General features: G+C 39.8%; 15 protein-coding genes and 15 tRNA genes. All 30 read left to right on the forward strand.

Annotation, left to right across the window (positions count from 1 at the left end; translation table 11 throughout):
- Positions 1 to 1,147: hypothetical protein (locus AB5026_RS10735; protein WP_368213306.1), on the forward strand; the 1,147-nt coding region annotated here is incomplete at its 5' end.
- On the forward strand, positions 1,144 to 2,118 hold the full coding sequence (locus tag AB5026_RS10740; RefSeq protein ID WP_368213308.1) for a hypothetical protein: 975 nt from the start codon (positions 1,144 to 1,146) through the stop codon (positions 2,116 to 2,118). The genes AB5026_RS10735 and AB5026_RS10740, both read left to right, overlap by 4 nt.
- Positions 2,119 to 2,130: 12 nt before the next feature.
- A complete protein-coding gene (locus AB5026_RS10745; RefSeq protein ID WP_110102584.1) occupies positions 2,131 to 2,418 on the forward strand; it encodes a hypothetical protein in 288 nt (95 codons plus the stop codon).
- Between the two features lie 11 nt (positions 2,419 to 2,429).
- Positions 2,430 to 3,002 (forward strand): hypothetical protein, encoded by a 573-nt coding sequence (locus tag AB5026_RS10750; RefSeq protein ID WP_265191241.1) that lies wholly within the window; start codon positions 2,430 to 2,432, stop codon positions 3,000 to 3,002.
- Between the two features lie 479 nt (positions 3,003 to 3,481).
- Positions 3,482 to 4,429, forward strand: a complete 948-nt coding sequence (locus tag AB5026_RS10755) for a hypothetical protein (protein ID WP_173734083.1) — start codon at positions 3,482 to 3,484, stop codon at positions 4,427 to 4,429.
- A gap of 21 nt (positions 4,430 to 4,450) precedes the next feature.
- Positions 4,451 to 4,915, forward strand: a complete 465-nt coding sequence (locus AB5026_RS10760; RefSeq protein ID WP_110102587.1) for a PrgI family protein — start codon at positions 4,451 to 4,453, stop codon at positions 4,913 to 4,915.
- Positions 4,916 to 4,956: 41 nt separating this feature from the next.
- Positions 4,957 to 7,404 (forward strand): VirB4-like conjugal transfer ATPase, CD1110 family, encoded by a 2,448-nt coding sequence (locus AB5026_RS10765; RefSeq protein ID WP_173734084.1) that lies wholly within the window; start codon positions 4,957 to 4,959, stop codon positions 7,402 to 7,404.
- 58 nt (positions 7,405 to 7,462) lie between these two features.
- Positions 7,463 to 8,809 (forward strand): hypothetical protein, encoded by a 1,347-nt coding sequence (locus AB5026_RS10770; protein ID WP_173734085.1) that lies wholly within the window; start codon positions 7,463 to 7,465, stop codon positions 8,807 to 8,809.
- 15 nt (positions 8,810 to 8,824) lie between these two features.
- Positions 8,825 to 10,030, forward strand: a complete 1,206-nt coding sequence (locus AB5026_RS10775) for a hypothetical protein (RefSeq protein ID WP_368213309.1) — start codon at positions 8,825 to 8,827, stop codon at positions 10,028 to 10,030.
- An 18-nt stretch (positions 10,031 to 10,048) separates the two neighbouring features.
- On the forward strand, positions 10,049 to 11,128 hold the full coding sequence (locus AB5026_RS10780; protein WP_110102591.1) for a hypothetical protein: 1,080 nt from the start codon (positions 10,049 to 10,051) through the stop codon (positions 11,126 to 11,128).
- A gap of 229 nt (positions 11,129 to 11,357) precedes the next feature.
- The gene (locus AB5026_RS10785; protein ID WP_110102592.1) at positions 11,358 to 12,167 is read left to right on the forward strand and encodes a hypothetical protein; all 810 of its coding nucleotides are present in this window, start codon (positions 11,358 to 11,360) and stop codon (positions 12,165 to 12,167) included.
- A gap of 10 nt (positions 12,168 to 12,177) precedes the next feature.
- Entirely contained in the window at positions 12,178 to 12,672 is a 495-nt protein-coding gene (locus AB5026_RS10790) for a hypothetical protein (protein ID WP_368213310.1), read from the forward strand.
- A 673-nt stretch (positions 12,673 to 13,345) separates the two neighbouring features.
- Positions 13,346 to 13,418: transfer RNA gene (locus tag AB5026_RS10795), tRNA-Phe, on the forward strand.
- Between the two features lie 268 nt (positions 13,419 to 13,686).
- Positions 13,687 to 13,968, forward strand: coding sequence for a Panacea domain-containing protein (locus AB5026_RS10800; protein WP_368213341.1), 282 nt, complete (start codon positions 13,687 to 13,689; stop codon positions 13,966 to 13,968).
- Between the two features lie 39 nt (positions 13,969 to 14,007).
- Positions 14,008 to 14,214: a hypothetical protein gene (locus tag AB5026_RS10805; RefSeq protein ID WP_110102594.1), complete on the forward strand. Its 207-nt coding sequence runs from the start codon at positions 14,008 to 14,010 to the stop codon at positions 14,212 to 14,214.
- A 36-nt stretch (positions 14,215 to 14,250) separates the two neighbouring features.
- Positions 14,251 to 14,323, forward strand: a tRNA-Ala gene (locus AB5026_RS10810).
- A 63-nt stretch (positions 14,324 to 14,386) separates the two neighbouring features.
- A tRNA-Asn gene (locus AB5026_RS10815) sits at positions 14,387 to 14,460 on the forward strand.
- A gap of 123 nt (positions 14,461 to 14,583) precedes the next feature.
- Positions 14,584 to 14,655: transfer RNA gene (locus tag AB5026_RS10820), tRNA-Lys, on the forward strand.
- Between the two features lie 23 nt (positions 14,656 to 14,678).
- A tRNA-Lys gene (locus AB5026_RS10825) sits at positions 14,679 to 14,752 on the forward strand.
- Positions 14,753 to 15,128: 376 nt separating this feature from the next.
- Positions 15,129 to 15,213 (forward strand) — tRNA-Tyr (locus AB5026_RS10830).
- Between the two features lie 81 nt (positions 15,214 to 15,294).
- Positions 15,295 to 15,368: transfer RNA gene (locus AB5026_RS10835), tRNA-Asp, on the forward strand.
- A gap of 93 nt (positions 15,369 to 15,461) precedes the next feature.
- Positions 15,462 to 15,535: transfer RNA gene (locus tag AB5026_RS10840), tRNA-Pro, on the forward strand.
- 1 nt (position 15,536) lies between these two features.
- Positions 15,537 to 15,610 (forward strand) — tRNA-Met (locus tag AB5026_RS10845).
- Positions 15,611 to 15,616: 6 nt separating this feature from the next.
- Positions 15,617 to 15,689, forward strand: a tRNA-Val gene (locus tag AB5026_RS10850).
- A 4-nt stretch (positions 15,690 to 15,693) separates the two neighbouring features.
- A tRNA-Glu gene (locus AB5026_RS10855) sits at positions 15,694 to 15,769 on the forward strand.
- Positions 15,770 to 15,773: 4 nt separating this feature from the next.
- Positions 15,774 to 15,846 (forward strand) — tRNA-Thr (locus AB5026_RS10860).
- Positions 15,847 to 16,018: 172 nt separating this feature from the next.
- Positions 16,019 to 16,093, forward strand: a tRNA-Ala gene (locus tag AB5026_RS10865).
- 40 nt (positions 16,094 to 16,133) lie between these two features.
- A tRNA-Gly gene (locus AB5026_RS10870) sits at positions 16,134 to 16,205 on the forward strand.
- A 29-nt stretch (positions 16,206 to 16,234) separates the two neighbouring features.
- Complete coding sequence (locus tag AB5026_RS10875) at positions 16,235 to 16,429, forward strand: hypothetical protein (protein WP_368213311.1); 195 nt, start codon at positions 16,235 to 16,237, stop codon at positions 16,427 to 16,429.
- A tRNA-Trp gene (locus tag AB5026_RS10880) sits at positions 16,428 to 16,499 on the forward strand. Before AB5026_RS10875 ends, AB5026_RS10880 begins: the two co-directional genes overlap by 2 nt.
- The last annotated feature ends 25 nt before the right edge of the window (positions 16,500 to 16,524 follow it).

A 16,524-nucleotide genomic window follows, 5' to 3' on the forward strand; every position in this document is an offset into this window, starting at 1 on the left:
ATTTAATACAGCACAGGAAATTATTGCATGTAAAAACCCAATGGTGTCACACTGGGTCATTGCTGTTGATATTGGTTTTTCAGGAGTAAAGGGAATGTCTCCGAATAAAAGGTTTTGCTTTCCGTCTTATGTTAAACAGATTGAAAGCAATCTGATGTCGGTAGATGAAGAGGATATCTATTATAGGGATGAAGAAGGCCTGTATATGATTGGAACAAAAGCACAGGACCTTGTCCGAGCCGATGATACTAACGATACAGGTTCTACGTTTGACAGAAACCGATATTTTACAAAGGAATTCATCATTCTTGCCAGGACGGCTGTAGCTATCGGATTGATGAGCAATGAAGTAAGAGAGGGAGGGCCACAGATTAAGCCATTTATCCAAACTGGACTTCCAGCCGCATACCTGAAAGCAGATGCGCCGAAAATCAAAAGCGCATTCACAGCACAGGGTGTTTATGAGGTAAAAATCGGTACTGGTAGATGGATTCGTTTTGAAAACAATTTAAGAAATAGTGATGTGAGCGTCATGTCTCAGCCAGCCGGAACCTTAAATTCCATTCTGTTCAATGATGAAGGAGAACGACGAGATGAAGCTAAAGAATTGATGGCAGAAAATATCATCATCGCTGATATTGGATTTGGCACGTTTGACCCATACGGAATCATCAATAGGAAGAAGGTTTTGGAGGAATCTATCAACAATCTCGGAATGAAACGAGTATTGGAGACGGCGGCTGAGTATATTTTTAAAGATTATCAGATGGATATCCGTATTCCACAAATGAGGAAATACATGAAAGACGGATATTTCAAGGTGGTTGATATCCGGCAGATGACCAGTAAAAAAATCCCGTTGGACGGATACATTGAAAAGGCGTGCAAGGAAGTGGCAACGCAGGCGGCGAAGAAACTGTATGAAATGGCAGAATATTTCACCGATTACGATGTACTTGTTGTGACTGGTGGAACCGGTGCAGCATGGATTCAATATTTCAGGGAGACGTTATCAGGATTGGAAGATTTGAAGATTATTCCTGGAAACGATGGAAACGAGCTTCCAATTTATTACGCAAACGCAAGGGGATATTATATGTCCGCTTATAGACGATTGAGAAAAGAGAGGACAGGTAAAAGTGAATGATGAAGGTAGAAGTAAAACTGTATTCCTATCATGACATGGACCTGGTTGGCCTGTATAAAACAGGGAAAGTTTCCTTTCCTGAAACAACCAGGCAAGTACTAAATTCTTATGCCCGTGGCGAAGTGTATAAAGTCAAATTATTACACACGAATGATAAAAGGCTCGCCAAGTATCCAAAGACGAGCTTCCGGAAGTATTATCACTATCATGTGGTACTGGATGGAAAGGAAGACTCTGATGCGATTTCCTTGCTGCATAAAATAACACCAGGATACAGAAACAATTTCATTAAAGTCGTACTACGTCAATATCTTTGCGGTGTTTTTCTTGAAGAGTACTGTGTCAATGGGGATACATCGTTTTTCAATGAAATGTCACGAAAATTTCAGGGTGGAAGAGATGAGAAAGAAATAAGACAGACAAAAAAAGAAAGAGATAAATGCACCCAAACAGAACTCAAAAGCCCTGATGTGACGACGAGAACTTTAATAGAATCTGGTAGCGAGTCCGACTTTGTCGGCGAGTTATCAATAGAATCTGGTAACGAATCCGGCAGAGCCGGCGAGTTGACAAAAACAGCAAGCAGAGGAGCTAAACTAAAAGAAAAACAAAAAAAAGGAATAACAGATGACACGGTTGACACTGATGAACGGAGTTTATGGGACAATGTAAAAGATGAGAATGAATCCAGGTATGTTGAGCTGCCTACAGAAAAGCATGAAGCAGAACCAGCAGATATCGTAAAAAATACTGAGCACAAGGCCCTGATAAATGATAAGGCAAAGAGTATTGAGCTTGGCTCCAAAGATAATAACAACAAGATAAAAGAAGATTCATTCGAATTGTCAAACAATAAAACCATGACAACCGCACACACTGACGCACATCCAAATATAGCGAATAGCGTTCAATCCTATAGCGATGAGGATGATTTCGACGAGTTCCTTGACGAAATGACAGAACAATATTAAGGAGATGATTATATGTACAACAGACAGGATGTATTTAAAAAGCATATTCAAAAAAAGGCAGAAGAGTTAAACGACCTTTGTAAAACACTTGGTGTGGTTTCTTTTATGTCTTTTGCCATTAAAGATAACGGGGTTTCTACTGATTATAAAAACTATATTTATGGCAGCACATCAAACGGTATTCGTTTATCAAATGACCAGATACGCGGACATGTAAATGTATCAAATGGATTCCAGACGGTTCCACCTGGTGACAATATTGATGCTGATGATTATATGGATGATATTGATGATAATTAAGGTGAATACAAATGGCAAAAACAAAAATCATAATCATTGCTGAGAAAGGAGCAAACAAATACGAACCTGGAAAGATGCAGGGAATTGGCATCAAAATGTATATACTTAACAATGCGGCCGGTTTGAGTAGCGTACGAGAGTTAAAAGGGAAGGATGCTGGCCCATGTCATTGTTATATTATTGGCAAAAGTCCGAAATATTGCGAATCCATAGAAAAGGCAATCAGAATAAATAAAACAAAATGGAAAATAGTAAAGACCTGCAAAAACGAAGACGAAATCATGAAACTCGAAAATAGGGAGTTTTTAAAGAAAGTTGAAGAGTCTGCAAAATTTAAAAAAAAGACAATGTCAAAATTACAGGAAGAAATCCTCAATATAAAAGCGATAGAACCAGACTTGGATGAAGAAGATATTGCATGTGTAATCATGGCGGCAAACGAAGTGGAAGGAATGAAAATCTTTCCGGCTACCCCAGAAACAATAATGAAGGCTTTTGAAAAAAGGGTTCTAATGTATACGCAGGACGAAGAAGTGACTATGAAAGGAGTGGAGGCATATTTAAGGATTAAAAATGTTTCGTGAAAGAAAAACGACAAAAAAATATATTTATTTGTCATATTGATATGAGACGAAAACATCGTCAAAAGAAGAAGCAATCACGCATCTGTAGATGATGATTTCCGTAACTAAAACTTTATTTTATGTCATCGATGGACGAGGGACCGCAGCCAGGTTTGCAATCAGGGGAGGACTGCCGTAAGCAGCCCGACCCTGAACAGTTAGGCTGTCCGTTGGTTCGGAGGTTGCTGGACGTGTACGGGGAGTCAGAAATCCCGTCCACGTCTGGCAAAGGTGAACGTAAGTTCATTTTTGATAGCTCGCACTTCGCGCTCGTAACCAGACTTCAAACGGGAGACTTCCCGTTTTCCGTTAATCTGGTAACGACTCCGGCTTTTGGTCGGGGAGTTATCGATTTATACTGAGAACAAAGGCGTTAAGCCTGAATTATCACCGAATCATTGTTCAAAATGACAAATAGGAACAGGAGGAGTTAATGGCAAATGCTTAGTAATCTATTAGCTATCATGGCCATAACTATCTACAACCAGATGTACGGGGCAAGTGCAGTGCTGGAACTTATAACTCGGTATAACAAGATAGCGACCGATGTGATGCAGGTTGGAGGGTTCGCAGCTATGGTCTCAACTGTGAAAGGCCTGGCGGTAGGTATTACCGTTTTACTGTATCTCATTGACTTGGCAGGTAAGGTGACCGAAAAGAATTTCAGTATCGAGCAGTTTTTTAAAGCAACACTTCGGTTTGTGGTGTCTTATTTCTTTATTTTATATTCAGATGTAATCACTAATTATCTGATTGAAGCAGGTACAGGAATTACAATTGATACCGTAAAGGATAGTGGATTCGCTTTTTTTACAGATGACCCGGACAATAAAACACTGCTAATTAATGGAATAAAAGATATGAAAGCGATTGAAACATTAGGCTTCGTCATTTCATCAATTATTCCATGGCTATTCTCTATGATAGGAGAAGTCATATTACAGATTGTTCTGATAAGCAGGATTCTGGAATTAGTTGTTATGGTAACTTTCGCTCCGCTTTCTATTTCAGACATATACCGAGAGGGAACCGCAAGTCCAGGAGTCCAATACATGAAGAGGGTCTTAGCACTTAGTCTTCAGGTTATTGTTATCATTTTAATAAATGCAGCGACTCAGGCTATTATTTTTGCAATTATCAACAAAGGTTCAAATGTTACCATTGGACAGACAATAACGGATATTCTCGTAGAAGCAGAATATTCAGAGTCAAAGAGTGTTGCGTTGGCTAATGGTTCGGCAAAGTTTACAGTAGATAGCGTAAGAACTTTTATGAAGACATTGACGGGGCAGGATTCTCTTGTAAAAGTAATTGGAGTTCTCCTTGCACGTCTTGGTCTTATTTGGAATTCAATGCCGTTATGTGAAGAGATAACGGGAGCGAAGTAAAAAAAAGAGGAGGAATACACGATGATTGAAGTACAGGTTCCAAAGGACGTTTCAACATATGAATCACCTTTGATTGGACCATTGACAGCAAGGCAGGCTGTATGCGTAGCAGCCGCTGCTGCAGTTGAATATATTTATTATTTGGTTATAAGCACATTAAAGTTGAACCTAACGATGAATACAATCGTATGTCTTGGAATGGTATTTGCGGTGCCTATTTTATATATGGCAATCGGCAAGCCTTATGGGATGAGGCCAGAAACATACATATATTATTACTTCATCCCTTCATTATTGGCGCCTAAAGATAGACCTTATGTAACAAAGCCTACATATGAAACAATGCTGGATATCATTGAACATATTGAGCAGGAAAACGAACAGAAAAATGGAAGCAATACTAAAAATAAAAATGGACAGAAACCAAAGAAAAAAACAAATAAAAACAAAAAAGCAAGAAATAAACAGGACATTATGTATGCGTAATACATGTCAAATACAAATTATATGAGGAGGATTTATAGCTAATGGGATTATTTAGTTCAACCAGCAAAACCGCTGGAAAGAATAAAAAGAATACCAAAAAGAAAAGCCCACTGGAAGTACCAAAGACAGCTCAAGATAGCATTCCATATATGGGCGTATACGAAAATGGAATCATTCAGGTAGATGAAAATTCATATTCAAAAGCGTATGTAATTCCAGATATGAATTTTCTTATTGAAGATACAGAAAAGCAGAAGGAAACGTTTGGCAACTTTATGGAACTTCTAGGTTCATTTGGACCAGAAGTACATATTCAGCAGGTGATTTTTAATAAGACTATCAAGCATGCAGAACTAGAGAGAAAAGTGCTGATTCCAATGAAAAACGATAGGCTTAATGAATATCGTGAAGAAATGAATGAAATGCTGATTGATAAGATGTCAAAAGCAAGAAATAACATCATTCATGAAAAATATTTTATTGCAACAGTAGAAGCAGATGACATTACTTCTGCAAAAAATACCTTCAGCCGGCTGGATGATGAAATCGAAAGAGGTTTTCAGAGAGTCGCTGGTGAGAAGGCAAATGCGGCCCCTTTAACATTAGTTGAAAGGCTTTCTACTTTGTATGATATTTACAATATGGATTCCAATGTTCCATTTTATCGCAGAACAAAAATGAAAAGTGATAAGGTGATGGAGTCTTTTAATATGAGGCATATTCAAAAAATGGGATTAACATCAAAAGACGTTATCGGCCCGACTGCTCTGACTTTTGAGCGAGATTATATGATTATTGGTGAGACTTATGCGAGAGCAATGATGATTACAGACCTTCCTACATTCCTAAGGGGAGACGTCCTGACGGAGCTTTCCAATATGCCGTGTAACATGCTGATGAGTGTACATTACCGTGCACTTCCACAGAGCAAATCTATTACGCTGCTGAAAAATAAATTAGTAGATGTAAATGCAAACGTGGTAACTCTTCAGAAAAAAGCATCAAGAAACGGATACTCTGTTGATGTTATTTCCCCTGAAATCAAGCAGGCATCGCAGGAAGTTGAAAGCCTGATGGGGGACCTGACACAGGATAACCAGAAATTATTTTACACAACAGTATCTGCTGTTCTTTTTGGAAAAGACAAGGATGAACTCGATGAAAGCACAAAACTATTTCAGGCTACGGCAGAACGTTTTATCTGCCAGGCAAAAACACTTGCAACACAGCAGGAAGCAGGGTTCAACTCATGCCTGCCATTAGGTGTAAATAAGTTGAAAGTTGAACGACTTTTAAATACCAGAGCGGCAGCGATATTCCTTCCGTTTGCAGTTAAAGAATTATGGCAGGACGATGGCATGTATTATGGATTAAATGGGGTTTCAAGACAGATGATTCTTTACAACAGAACAAGCGCAGTGAATGGAAACGGATGCATCTTTGGTGTGCCTGGTTCTGGTAAGTCATTTTCTGCAAAAAGAGAAATCGTAAATATCCTGCTACATACTGATGACGATGTATTTGTTATCGACCCTGAGAATGAGTACGCTCCTCTGGCTAAGTTGTTTTTTGGCAGCTCAATAAGGATTGCGCCTGGCTCCGATGTACATATCAATCCAATGGATATGGGCCTTGATTATGCATCAGAAGATGGAGGCGACCCGGTAACATTAAAAGCTGATTTCATCGCTTCATTTTGTGAAGCTGCAGCTGGTTCAAGATATCCGCTGACTCCGATTCAGCGTTCAGTAATTGACAGATGTGTAAAAAATGTGTGCAAACAGTACATCGATACTCTTATGGCTGAAGGAAAAAGAGAGGACTTAACAATAGCGCCTACATTGGTAGACTTTTACAATGAGATTGAAATGCAGCCAGAACCGGAAGCTCATAACCTTGCGCTTGCGTTGGAACGTTTTGTAAAAGGTACACAGGATTCATTTGCTTTCCGTACAAACGTAGAAATCAACAACCGATTTACCGTATATAACATTAAAGATATTGGAGATGGAATGAAGGCCATTGGTCTTCAGGTATGTCTTGATAATATCTGGAATAAGATGATTAGCAACTATAAGAAGGGCAAAAGGACATGGTTGTACTGTGATGAGTTTCACTTGCTCGCACAGACGGAAGTATCTGCAAAATATACGCAGCAGATTTGGAGACGTGCAAGAAAATGGAATGGAATTCCGACTGGAATCACACAGCAGGTTGAAGATATGATGAAGACCGAAGAAGGCCGAGCAATTGTGGGTAACTCTGAGTTCGTAATGATGTTGTCTATGAATGCATATGGACGTGCTCAGATGCAGCAGATGTATAATTTAACAGATGCTGAGATGGAATATATCACAAGCGCAGGTTCCGGGCATGGCCTTATCTACAATGGAACCGATATTATACCGTTTATTGATAGCTTCCCGAAGGATACTAAGTTGTACAATGCTATGACGACAAAAGTCGGTGAAGGCGAAACACGAGCGTGATTTGGAGCAAAAGGGCATGTTCTACATGCCCTTTTGCTAAATATGGAGGTGATAAAAGATGTGGGCTTTTCCATTAATAGCGGCAGCTGCAGGAATGAAATATCCTCTTATGTATATCTCGTCGTCATTTCTCGTCAACTGGTACATTGACATTTACACAAATGTTTACGGAGCGGACACAACATATGCAGACATCATAGAGAAGTTTAACGGATACTTGAAGCATATGATTAATGATAACCCGGTGGCAAGCGCTTTTACAAATATTATTATTGCGATAGGCCTTGTTATGATGCTGTATTATTTTTTTTCTGACTTGTCCGCAAAGGCTATGGCCAATCAGCTATCAACATTACAGGTTGGAAAGTCATTCTGCACAGCATTAGGTACGGTATTTGTGATTTTTTACAGCAAACAGATTTTTATATTTATGCTGACATTTGTTGAAACACTAAATGGTGAATTTATCAATTTGCAAAACGGCTCAACGGCGGTAAGCAAAATCCTTGGAAACGAAGTGGTGCAGGTTCTGTTAAGCCGATGTGTATACGACCATTTTTCCATTGGCGCTATTATAGGGTATACGTTGTCAGCATTGTTGCTTGTTTTGGCAAGTCTTGCAACAAGGTTGTATGTCACATATTTTGCGGTAACAAGGATTATCCAATTATTTGTGTACTATGTTTTTGCTCCAATTGGAGTAGCAGATATTTTTGAAAATGACATTGGAGGAACGATTAACTTCCAAAGTAGCGGCTTTAGGTACATAAAAACTATGCTTGCAATCATGCTGCAACTGGTAGTGGTAACAATTATCTGCCAAGTATACCCAATGATTTTGACTACAATAAATACGGGATATTTTGTCGACCAGGGAGACTCAACTTTAAAGGTTGATGGAAGCAGCGTCAGTATAGAAGATAATTATGCAGCAGCAATGATTAAAAATAACAAGGCTGTCTTATATCCAATAAACAACTTTGAATATACAGACCATAAGGCCAGTATCGTTGAAGTTGTATGGGAGGGCGCTAATGATATCAAAAGCGCGTTAAAAGCCGTTGGAGCAGTCGTAAAAGGCGATGACGTGAAGATTGACTCCGAAAATAAAAAAGAAAAGCTAAAAGACAGCGAAAAATATAAATTGGTTGGTGCAGATGGAATAATAAAAAATACAGGTCGAGATATTGGCGCTGTAAAAAATGAGGCAAAAGATAAGGCAAAAGAGATTTTAAAAAATAAAAAATACAGAATGACCATTGAGTCTACAGAGCGATTCTTCAAGTGGTGTATAGGCGCAGACGGTGGAAAGATGGTTTTATTTGTCATTTTGCTCATAACGAAGGTTTTAATGATACATTCATCGGCCAAACTCTGCAGCTACATTACAAATACAAATATATAAAGGGGGTGTTGAGTAGTGGACCATTTTATAGCAAGTATGTATCTGCTTATTTACAATAGCATGTATTCACTTGATGGAATACAGAAGATTTTAACAACATACAGCGATGCGATTTCAGATACGTTAGCAGACGGAGGCCCAATGCATTCCGTATATGTGCAGCTGAGGGTAATCGCGCTTGGGATGCTGGCTGTCTATTTCATCATTTCTTTTGGAACACGTATGGCAGGAATGGAGACCTCTCCAAAGGTTATTTTTAAAACACTCATTCAATATTTTGTAGGCTTTGTGCTCGCTATGTATTCGTTTGAAATAGTCAGGCTTTTGTTTTGGCTTGGTGATTCTATGACTTCGCTGCTGATAAAGAATACAGCGACTGTTGCGTCACTATCAAGCTATACAACAGCATTTGAGGAAAGTATTGACGATATAGGGCTTATTAAAGAAATACAGTATATGTTTAACGGTTTAATTCCATATGTTGCCTGTTTGGCCACTGATGTCGCAATTATATATGTGGTTGTAACCCGTGTGCTTAGGATATGCGTATGCGCTGCAGCGTCTCCAATCGCTATTGCAAACTGCTTTGAAGGCTCTCGCAGGTCTGACGCTGCAAGGTTTTTGAAGAAGACATTTGCAATGTCTCTTCAATGCTCCGTTATCATGTTGATAGTATTGGCTGTAACTAACATCGCAGGGTATATGACATCAGGAGATGTTTATAGTGATGCCGGGCAGACCAGTCAGACCATAGAAGATGCGAAGAAGGATATGATTAATTCCCAAAAAAGGAACAAATCAAAGCTTAAAAAGGATGTAGCTGCAGCGGTTGATAAGCTTGGATATAGCGCATTTGACAATGTGCAGTCGGCGAATGGCTTGACACTAAAGTCAGATATTTCTACAGCCAAAAGAAAATTGTCAAATCCACATAGAGTGACAAAAGATATGGAAGAAGAGTACAAAAATTATGAAAAGACCTTAGGAATACAAGTGTTCGCCAGGACAAGTAATAAAGCGAACGCCTCTTATAAATACAGCAAAAAAGGATATGCAAAAATCGCAAATGAATATAAAACATTTGAAAAAGATAAAACCATAGCCTTTATGGACACGCTAATAGGAGGGCCTAAGCTTATTTATTTCTTATTGCTTTGTATGATAAAGATAGGCCTGATAAAGCAGTCAATGTCGTTATGTAATACGATAGTCGGTGTATAATGTAGGGGGGGTGATAATGTGAATAGTTTGTTGGCCACATTTTTAGTACAAGTATACAGATTTCTTTATAAACCAAGTGACATCGCGAAGATATTTAACGATTATAATTCGTATGTCAACGTTTTATATCAACAAGACTGGTTTTCAACAATGTGTTCCGCGATGTCTATCCTTGGCGTTGGACTATTAACAGTCGGATTCTTAGTCTCCCTTGGAGACAAGGCATCAGCCGGAGATTTTACACTGCATAATTTCTTTGTACACTTTTTGAAGTTTTTTATGCTTTACGTTATATTAATGAACATTTCGACTATCTTCCAATTGATGTTAGATTTTACATCGGCAGTATTTAATGATATGAATAAAGAACTTACTGGTTCCATCATTGCTAACGAAATAAAAGGTGTGGATAAGGATAAGCTGCAAAATGGCTTGGCGGCGTTTGGATTGACGTCAAGGGTTGGGATGTTGATGTCAATAGTGGTACCATATTTCGTCTCTGTCGTTTTTTACAGTATTCTTTATTTCTTTGCGACATCGAGAATTATGGAATTGGTCATTCGTATTTCAGCGGCACCATTGGTTGCAGGCGTCTCATTTTTCGGGAAAGGAGCAAATACAGATATTGTCAGATACATAAAGCGTTCAATGGGAATCATGTTTCAGATAGTCGTGATTCTGGTGATTAGTGCAAGCGTAACTTTTATCCATAACTCAATTATCGTTGACGGAAGGATTTCAAATAGCACGAGCGGAAAAGTTGAAAACCCAGCAACTTACCTAGAACATACGACTACGGGAAAACGAGAGATTGAGATAAGAAGCCTTAACGTCGATATGGAGACAGATGAAAATGGAAAAGTGACAAAAATTAATAAAGTGACAGAGACCGGAAGAAAGGATGAAGAGGTCAAGTCCCAGGAGGAACAAACCGGAACACTTGTAAATATGAAAGAAGCATACCCAAAAAGTGATATCGAAAAATTCGTAAATTCACTGACTACACCTTCGAATCTGTTTACGGGAGTAGGAATTATGCTTGCTGCTCTGTTTATGCTGTTTAAAAGCAGAGAAATCAGCATGAGGATGTTTAATTAACGAAGAACGAGAAATCCACGGCCGACAAAAAGTCGTCCGCGGGTCAAATGCTCCGGCTTTAACTTCGCACGCGGGTTTAAATCCACGTTCGAAGTCTGGTTACGAGCACGAAGCGCGAGTTATCAATTTGAAAAAACGCGTAGCTTTTACGCGTTTTTTTTGCATATTAATATGGAGCGGGAAATCCCCGACTATCGATAACTGAACTCGTTAAAAAAAAGGAGGAAAAATGATTACAGACAAAAACGGAAAAGAAGTTAAACTTAATGATATACTTGATTTTTTAGTCGGAACAGATGATGATGACATGGCAAAATCGGTAATAGATTTTGGCTTATATCCAATCAATGAAGATAAGACTATTGGCGCCCCATATAAGTATCTGGTGGCAGTTGAGGCTATCGTTACATATGTATCATTCATGGGGCCATTTACGATGATGGAGCTGGATTTCAGGAATGCAGACGTATTATTAATTAATCAGGTAATGAAGATTGTAGAACAATTCCACTCTGACATTAATGGCGAAAATTTGCTGATGCTTTCCAGTATCACATCGTTAGACAGAAACGCGTCTCATATTTTGTCGCTTATGAACCCTTTAGTATGCGTGAGAGGATACTCTGAAAGCGGTAAAGGCTCTACATTGCTTCAGATGATTTATGCTACAGAGAATGTCGGATTCAGTCCGTTTGAGGTTGACTTTGCAAAAGTTGAAGCCGACATCGAAAGAGAGATGAATGAGCTTGTCGCTGCACAGGTTACCGCAGAATCAATGGAAGCAGCGGATGAGGAAATTGATGATTCTAATAATGAAATGATGAAAGAGATGTTCACTCCGGACTTTGGATTAAGAACAGAAGATGAGAAGAAACAGGATGCCATGGATGGCGTCAGGGCTTCTTATGGAAGCGAAAGGGAATCCGCAAAGATTGAAGCGAGAAAGAATGCTAGAATCGGAAATGCGGAAAAGTCTAAACTGAAAGATGTAAAAACCACAGATAAGGATAAAGATGACATTCCGGAAAACAGAGTATAAGGGGAAAAATATGAAAAAAAAGAAAAGTGTGATTCAAATTACAAAAGTTTTAACAACTGGGGCCTTGGCGCTTGCCTTGGCACCAGGGCTTATGCCGGTTCATATGGTCACAGCGGAAACTGTCACAGAAACGGTTAAAGAAGTGAATTCTACAGATAAAGAAAATGAAAAAAGGACTAAAAAAGCGGATTCCCCTGCTAACGCAGACGAAAATGCAGGCGAAGAATTTAAAGACAGTACTACGGCTGAAGATATTACTTCAGGTTCAGTTGATGAAAGTGAAGACATCCAGCCTAGTTCTGACGATTCCCCCGCTGATTCCACTGATTCTGCTGATGACGTGTCATCTGTAAAGGAAAGCGCGGCTGTGCCAACTGAGGAAGAGAAAGAAACGAAAGAAAAAAAATGGTATCACGTGTCAATTATTGATGTTGCAGCACAGCTTACATTTGCGTTCGTTGTCGCGCTAATTGGCTATGGCATTTTTGTCAGGTCAAAAAAATAAATTTAAAAAAATACTTGACACATTGTTATAACTGTGCTATAATACATAACATAGATAAGAGAAGTGCCTGTCTCTTATTTGATGAAGTAACAGCGAAAACCAAGCTGTGTACGCGTGCTATCAGACGATATGTTGAATATCGCAAGCATGCGCTTTCGTCAAATAAGCGATGGGCACTTTGCTTTTTAAAAAATGTTATATTTTTTTGAAAAATTCTGCATATTGAATATAACAAAAAATCTAAAAAATAAGGAGAGAATAACCGCTATGTTAAAACAGAGACTTTATAATGCGAAATCAAATAATGAATCTAAGCAGTGTGCCACAACAGGCATGCCTTGGTCAGTATGCGATTTTACAGGGTCAGTCTATAGTTTTAATGATTGTGGAGAACAAAAATACGCGTGGAGTAAGCGACGGTTGAAGTGTTGAAATTTTGATTATACGCAGGGATTGCGTTATATATGATGGATTTTACAATACTTAACCGTTTGCTGGAAATATATCCAGGCAGGCGGTTTTTCTTTTATTCCGGAACAGGCACCCGGGGTGATATTTAAGCCGCAGCCTGGTAAGAATTTTTCTTACTAATGTTGACGGAACAGGCACCCGGATACTGAAAAAAGAAAAAAAGGAGAAAAATATGAAAACGCGATTTTACACCGTCTAATTTGGACGGTTAGCTCAGACGGAAGAGCGGCAGGTTGAAGCCCTGCGCGTCAGAGGTTCGATTCCTCTACCGTCCACTTGGTTTTGTCTGGTTCTTGGCTGAACGCAGAGACCAAAATATAATCCGCAAAAAATTTCGCATTTTTGAAAACTCTGGCATACTGTAAGTGTAAAGAAAAAATACACGAGAAAAGGAGCAGAAAAAATGTACGATGTTCAAGATGTGGCAGAATATGTAATTACATACAGCGAAGTCAAAGATTACGGCATTTCTAATCTGAAACTTCATATCTGATTCAGGAATATTCTCTGATACATACCAAAAAGCCATGCTTTTCAGAAGATATTGAGGCGTGGGATTTTGGGCCGGTGATTCCGGAAGTGTACAGAAAATATAGACAGTTCGGCAGTACTGATATCCAAATCAGATTCCGGAGCCTGGAAGAGATACGAAAAGGATTTGAAAAAGAAGACAGAAAAAGAATTGAAGAAGTAGTTGACAGATTTGCTGATTTTTCTGCAGCCGATTTAACGATTCTGACTCAGAATCAGGCACCTTGGAATGAGGCGTTTGACAGAAAAGAAAAGGTCATTCGGTGTGAAGATATTTTAGAATATTTTTCCTGAAACAAAAACAAAAAAAGAAGAACGAAAAGGAGAAAAAAAATGAAAGAAACTACATGTTGGAAATGCGATATTTGCGGGACAGAATACAAAGACAAAAAGAAATGCGAGCAGTGTGAGGCTGGACACAAGAAAAAAGGAAAGATTGTTAAGATGAGGCATCTTCCGTATACATCTTACCCGTCCGGATATCCGGATAAGATTACCGTTAAGTTTGAAAACGGGGTTGAAAAGGTGTATAGCATGTAAGTTAAATATGCCGGCAGGAAGGCTGCCGGCGAATATGGGGCATTAGTCGCAATGGGGCGACGTCTGTTTTGCAAGCAGGAAGCGACGGGTTCGATTCCCGTATGCTCCATTTTGCATATGGCCTTGGCTGTATGTGATTGACGGGTAAAGGTTTTTGCCCGTAAAGAAATATTGGCGCGTAGCTCAGCAAGGTAGAGCGCTTGGCCGTTAACCAAGGTGTCGTGGGTTCGAGTCCCACCGTGCCAGCTGATGTTCCCGACATAAATGTCGGGGACATACAAAAAAAGAAAGATAAACAGGAGGATTGAAAATAATGAGAAAAACCAAACGAAAACAGAAGGCGAAATGCCGAAAACAGAATATCAATTTGCGTCTGTAGCCAAGCGGTATGGCAGCGGGCTTTTAACCCGTATATCGCGTGTTCGAATCACGTCAGGCGCATTGCAGGATAAATCCTGAAAATCGCCTGTATAGCTTAGTTTGGTAGAGCAGGAAACTCTTAATTTCAAGGTCCAGAGTTCAAATCTCTGTGCAGGCAGTGTACATTAGGACAAAAATGAGGTGAAACATATGATGACAAAAAACAGAGAAAAAGTGTATAACCGGTCTTGGTATAGAAGAGAATGCAAAGTGAATATGCGGTCAAGACGGAAGGAATACAACAGAAAAGTCAGGCATGCAAAAGTAACCGAAGATTCTTGCTCGAGAGGGTACAACAAAAATTTGATGAGGCTGGTCTGGGAGACGATTAGCTGAAAAAGGACTGGAAAAATATTTTAAAAAATATTTTGGATTTTTCGTCCGATTGAGAAAAAATCTAGCATATTAAATATGTGAAAGAAAAAAAAAGAATAAGGAGGAGAAATGATGGAAGGTGATTATTGCTATTGCAATATAAAATGGAAACATATTTAGGGTAGGTATGCAAAATGGCTGAAGCAAGCGGTCTGTAAAACCGTCACACTAGAAACATTGTGAGTTCGAATCTCACCCTGCCCATTTGGCTTACGCTTTATTGCAAAAAGAATGCGGGTATATATTTGAGGATATATACTTAAAGCGCAAGCTGGCATATATAATGGCCTCATGGGATAACTGGTTATTCCGCAGCCCTGTCACGGCTGAGATTCCGGGTTCAAGCCCCGGTGGGGTCGCTTGACCGATAAGGTCACAGCGTATGATGACAACATTCGCTTTTCTTGCAGGTTCGTCACCTGCAATATTGCGGCAGCGTGTCTGCTGCATATACCGGATTGGCTCAGTTTGGTAGAGCGCCTGGTTTGGGACCAGGAGGCCGTGAGTTCGATTCTCGCATCCGGTACTGCGGGATAGAGCAGTTGGATAGCTCACGGGGTTCATACCCCCGGTGTCGTCGGTTCAAGTCCGTCTCCCGCAATTCTTTGTCAGATTAACTCAGCTGGGAGAGTGCCGTTCTTACAAATCGGAAGTCGCAGGTTCAAGTCCTGCATCTGACATTTTGGCGGCTTGGTCTAAAGGTTATGACACTGCCCTTTCACGGCAGTAATGCATCAGGGTTCAAGTCCCGCAGCCGTCACTTCGCTGGCATAGCACAATTGGCAGTGCGCATCACTTGTAATGATGAGGTTATCGGTTCGACTCCGATTGTCAGCTCTTGCTGAAAAGCAAAAAAAAATACACAAAACCTTCGTTAAAAATATCCACTATGAATCCTGTGGGATTCTACGGTAGTCCGAGCGGGGAGAAATTGGTTCAGCGTAAGGATATACGAGACCAGTATAGTTACCGGCGAGGCAGCAGGTTTCTGCGAAGGTCACCTGCAACAGGGGTTGTAGCTCAGTTGGGAGAGTATCTGTTTCGCAAGAACAGAAGGTCGGAGGTTCGAATCCTCCTGACTCCAATAAATGTACCAGACGCGTAATCGTCGCGGATGGAGTAATGCACCATTGGTCTAATGGCTATGACATAAGTCTTCCAAACTTGTGATGCCGGTTCAATTCCGGCATGGTGCTTAACAAAAAAAATGAAAGGAAAAAAGAAAATGGCAAAAGCAGAATGCAAAAAAGTGATTGGCAGCGACGAATATGGCAGAGAAGCCTGGCTCATGGTCAGCCAGCATAAAGATTCAGACAACATTGAGATTCTATCGTCAGAAGAAGGTAGCCCTGTGGTATATACTAAATCACAGATAAGTGAGCTGATTAAAGAACTGAAAAAAATAGTTAAAAATATGTAGGCGCGTGGTGTTAATGGTAGCATGTCGGTCTCCAAAACCGAAGATGGGTGTTCAACTCACTCCGTGTCTGTTTGGCAATGTACGCGAGAGCATGG

The organism is Blautia sp. RTP21359st1_E11_RTP21359_211015 (assembly GCF_040910705.1).
In the GTDB taxonomy this organism is placed as follows: domain Bacteria; phylum Bacillota; class Clostridia; order Lachnospirales; family Lachnospiraceae; genus Blautia_A; species Blautia_A fusiformis.

Bases quoted from the DNA above. Each gene is read 5' to 3' on its own strand.
- AB5026_RS10740 (WP_368213308.1), top strand. From the start codon at position 1,144: ATGATGAAGGTAGAAGTAAAACTGTATTCCTATCATGACATGGACCTG.
- AB5026_RS10745 (WP_110102584.1), top strand. From the start codon at position 2,131: ATGTACAACAGACAGGATGTATTTAAAAAGCATATTCAAAAAAAGGCA.
- AB5026_RS10750 (WP_265191241.1), top strand. From the start codon at position 2,430: ATGGCAAAAACAAAAATCATAATCATTGCTGAGAAAGGAGCAAACAAA.
- AB5026_RS10755 (WP_173734083.1), top strand. From the start codon at position 3,482: ATGCTTAGTAATCTATTAGCTATCATGGCCATAACTATCTACAACCAG.
- AB5026_RS10760 (WP_110102587.1), top strand. From the start codon at position 4,451: ATGATTGAAGTACAGGTTCCAAAGGACGTTTCAACATATGAATCACCT.
- AB5026_RS10765 (WP_173734084.1), top strand. From the start codon at position 4,957: ATGGGATTATTTAGTTCAACCAGCAAAACCGCTGGAAAGAATAAAAAG.
- AB5026_RS10770 (WP_173734085.1), top strand. From the start codon at position 7,463: ATGTGGGCTTTTCCATTAATAGCGGCAGCTGCAGGAATGAAATATCCT.
- AB5026_RS10785 (WP_110102592.1), top strand. From the start codon at position 11,358: ATGATTACAGACAAAAACGGAAAAGAAGTTAAACTTAATGATATACTT.
- AB5026_RS10790 (WP_368213310.1), top strand. From the start codon at position 12,178: ATGAAAAAAAAGAAAAGTGTGATTCAAATTACAAAAGTTTTAACAACT.
- AB5026_RS10805 (WP_110102594.1), top strand. From the start codon at position 14,008: ATGAAAGAAACTACATGTTGGAAATGCGATATTTGCGGGACAGAATAC.
- AB5026_RS10875 (WP_368213311.1), top strand. From the start codon at position 16,235: ATGGCAAAAGCAGAATGCAAAAAAGTGATTGGCAGCGACGAATATGGC.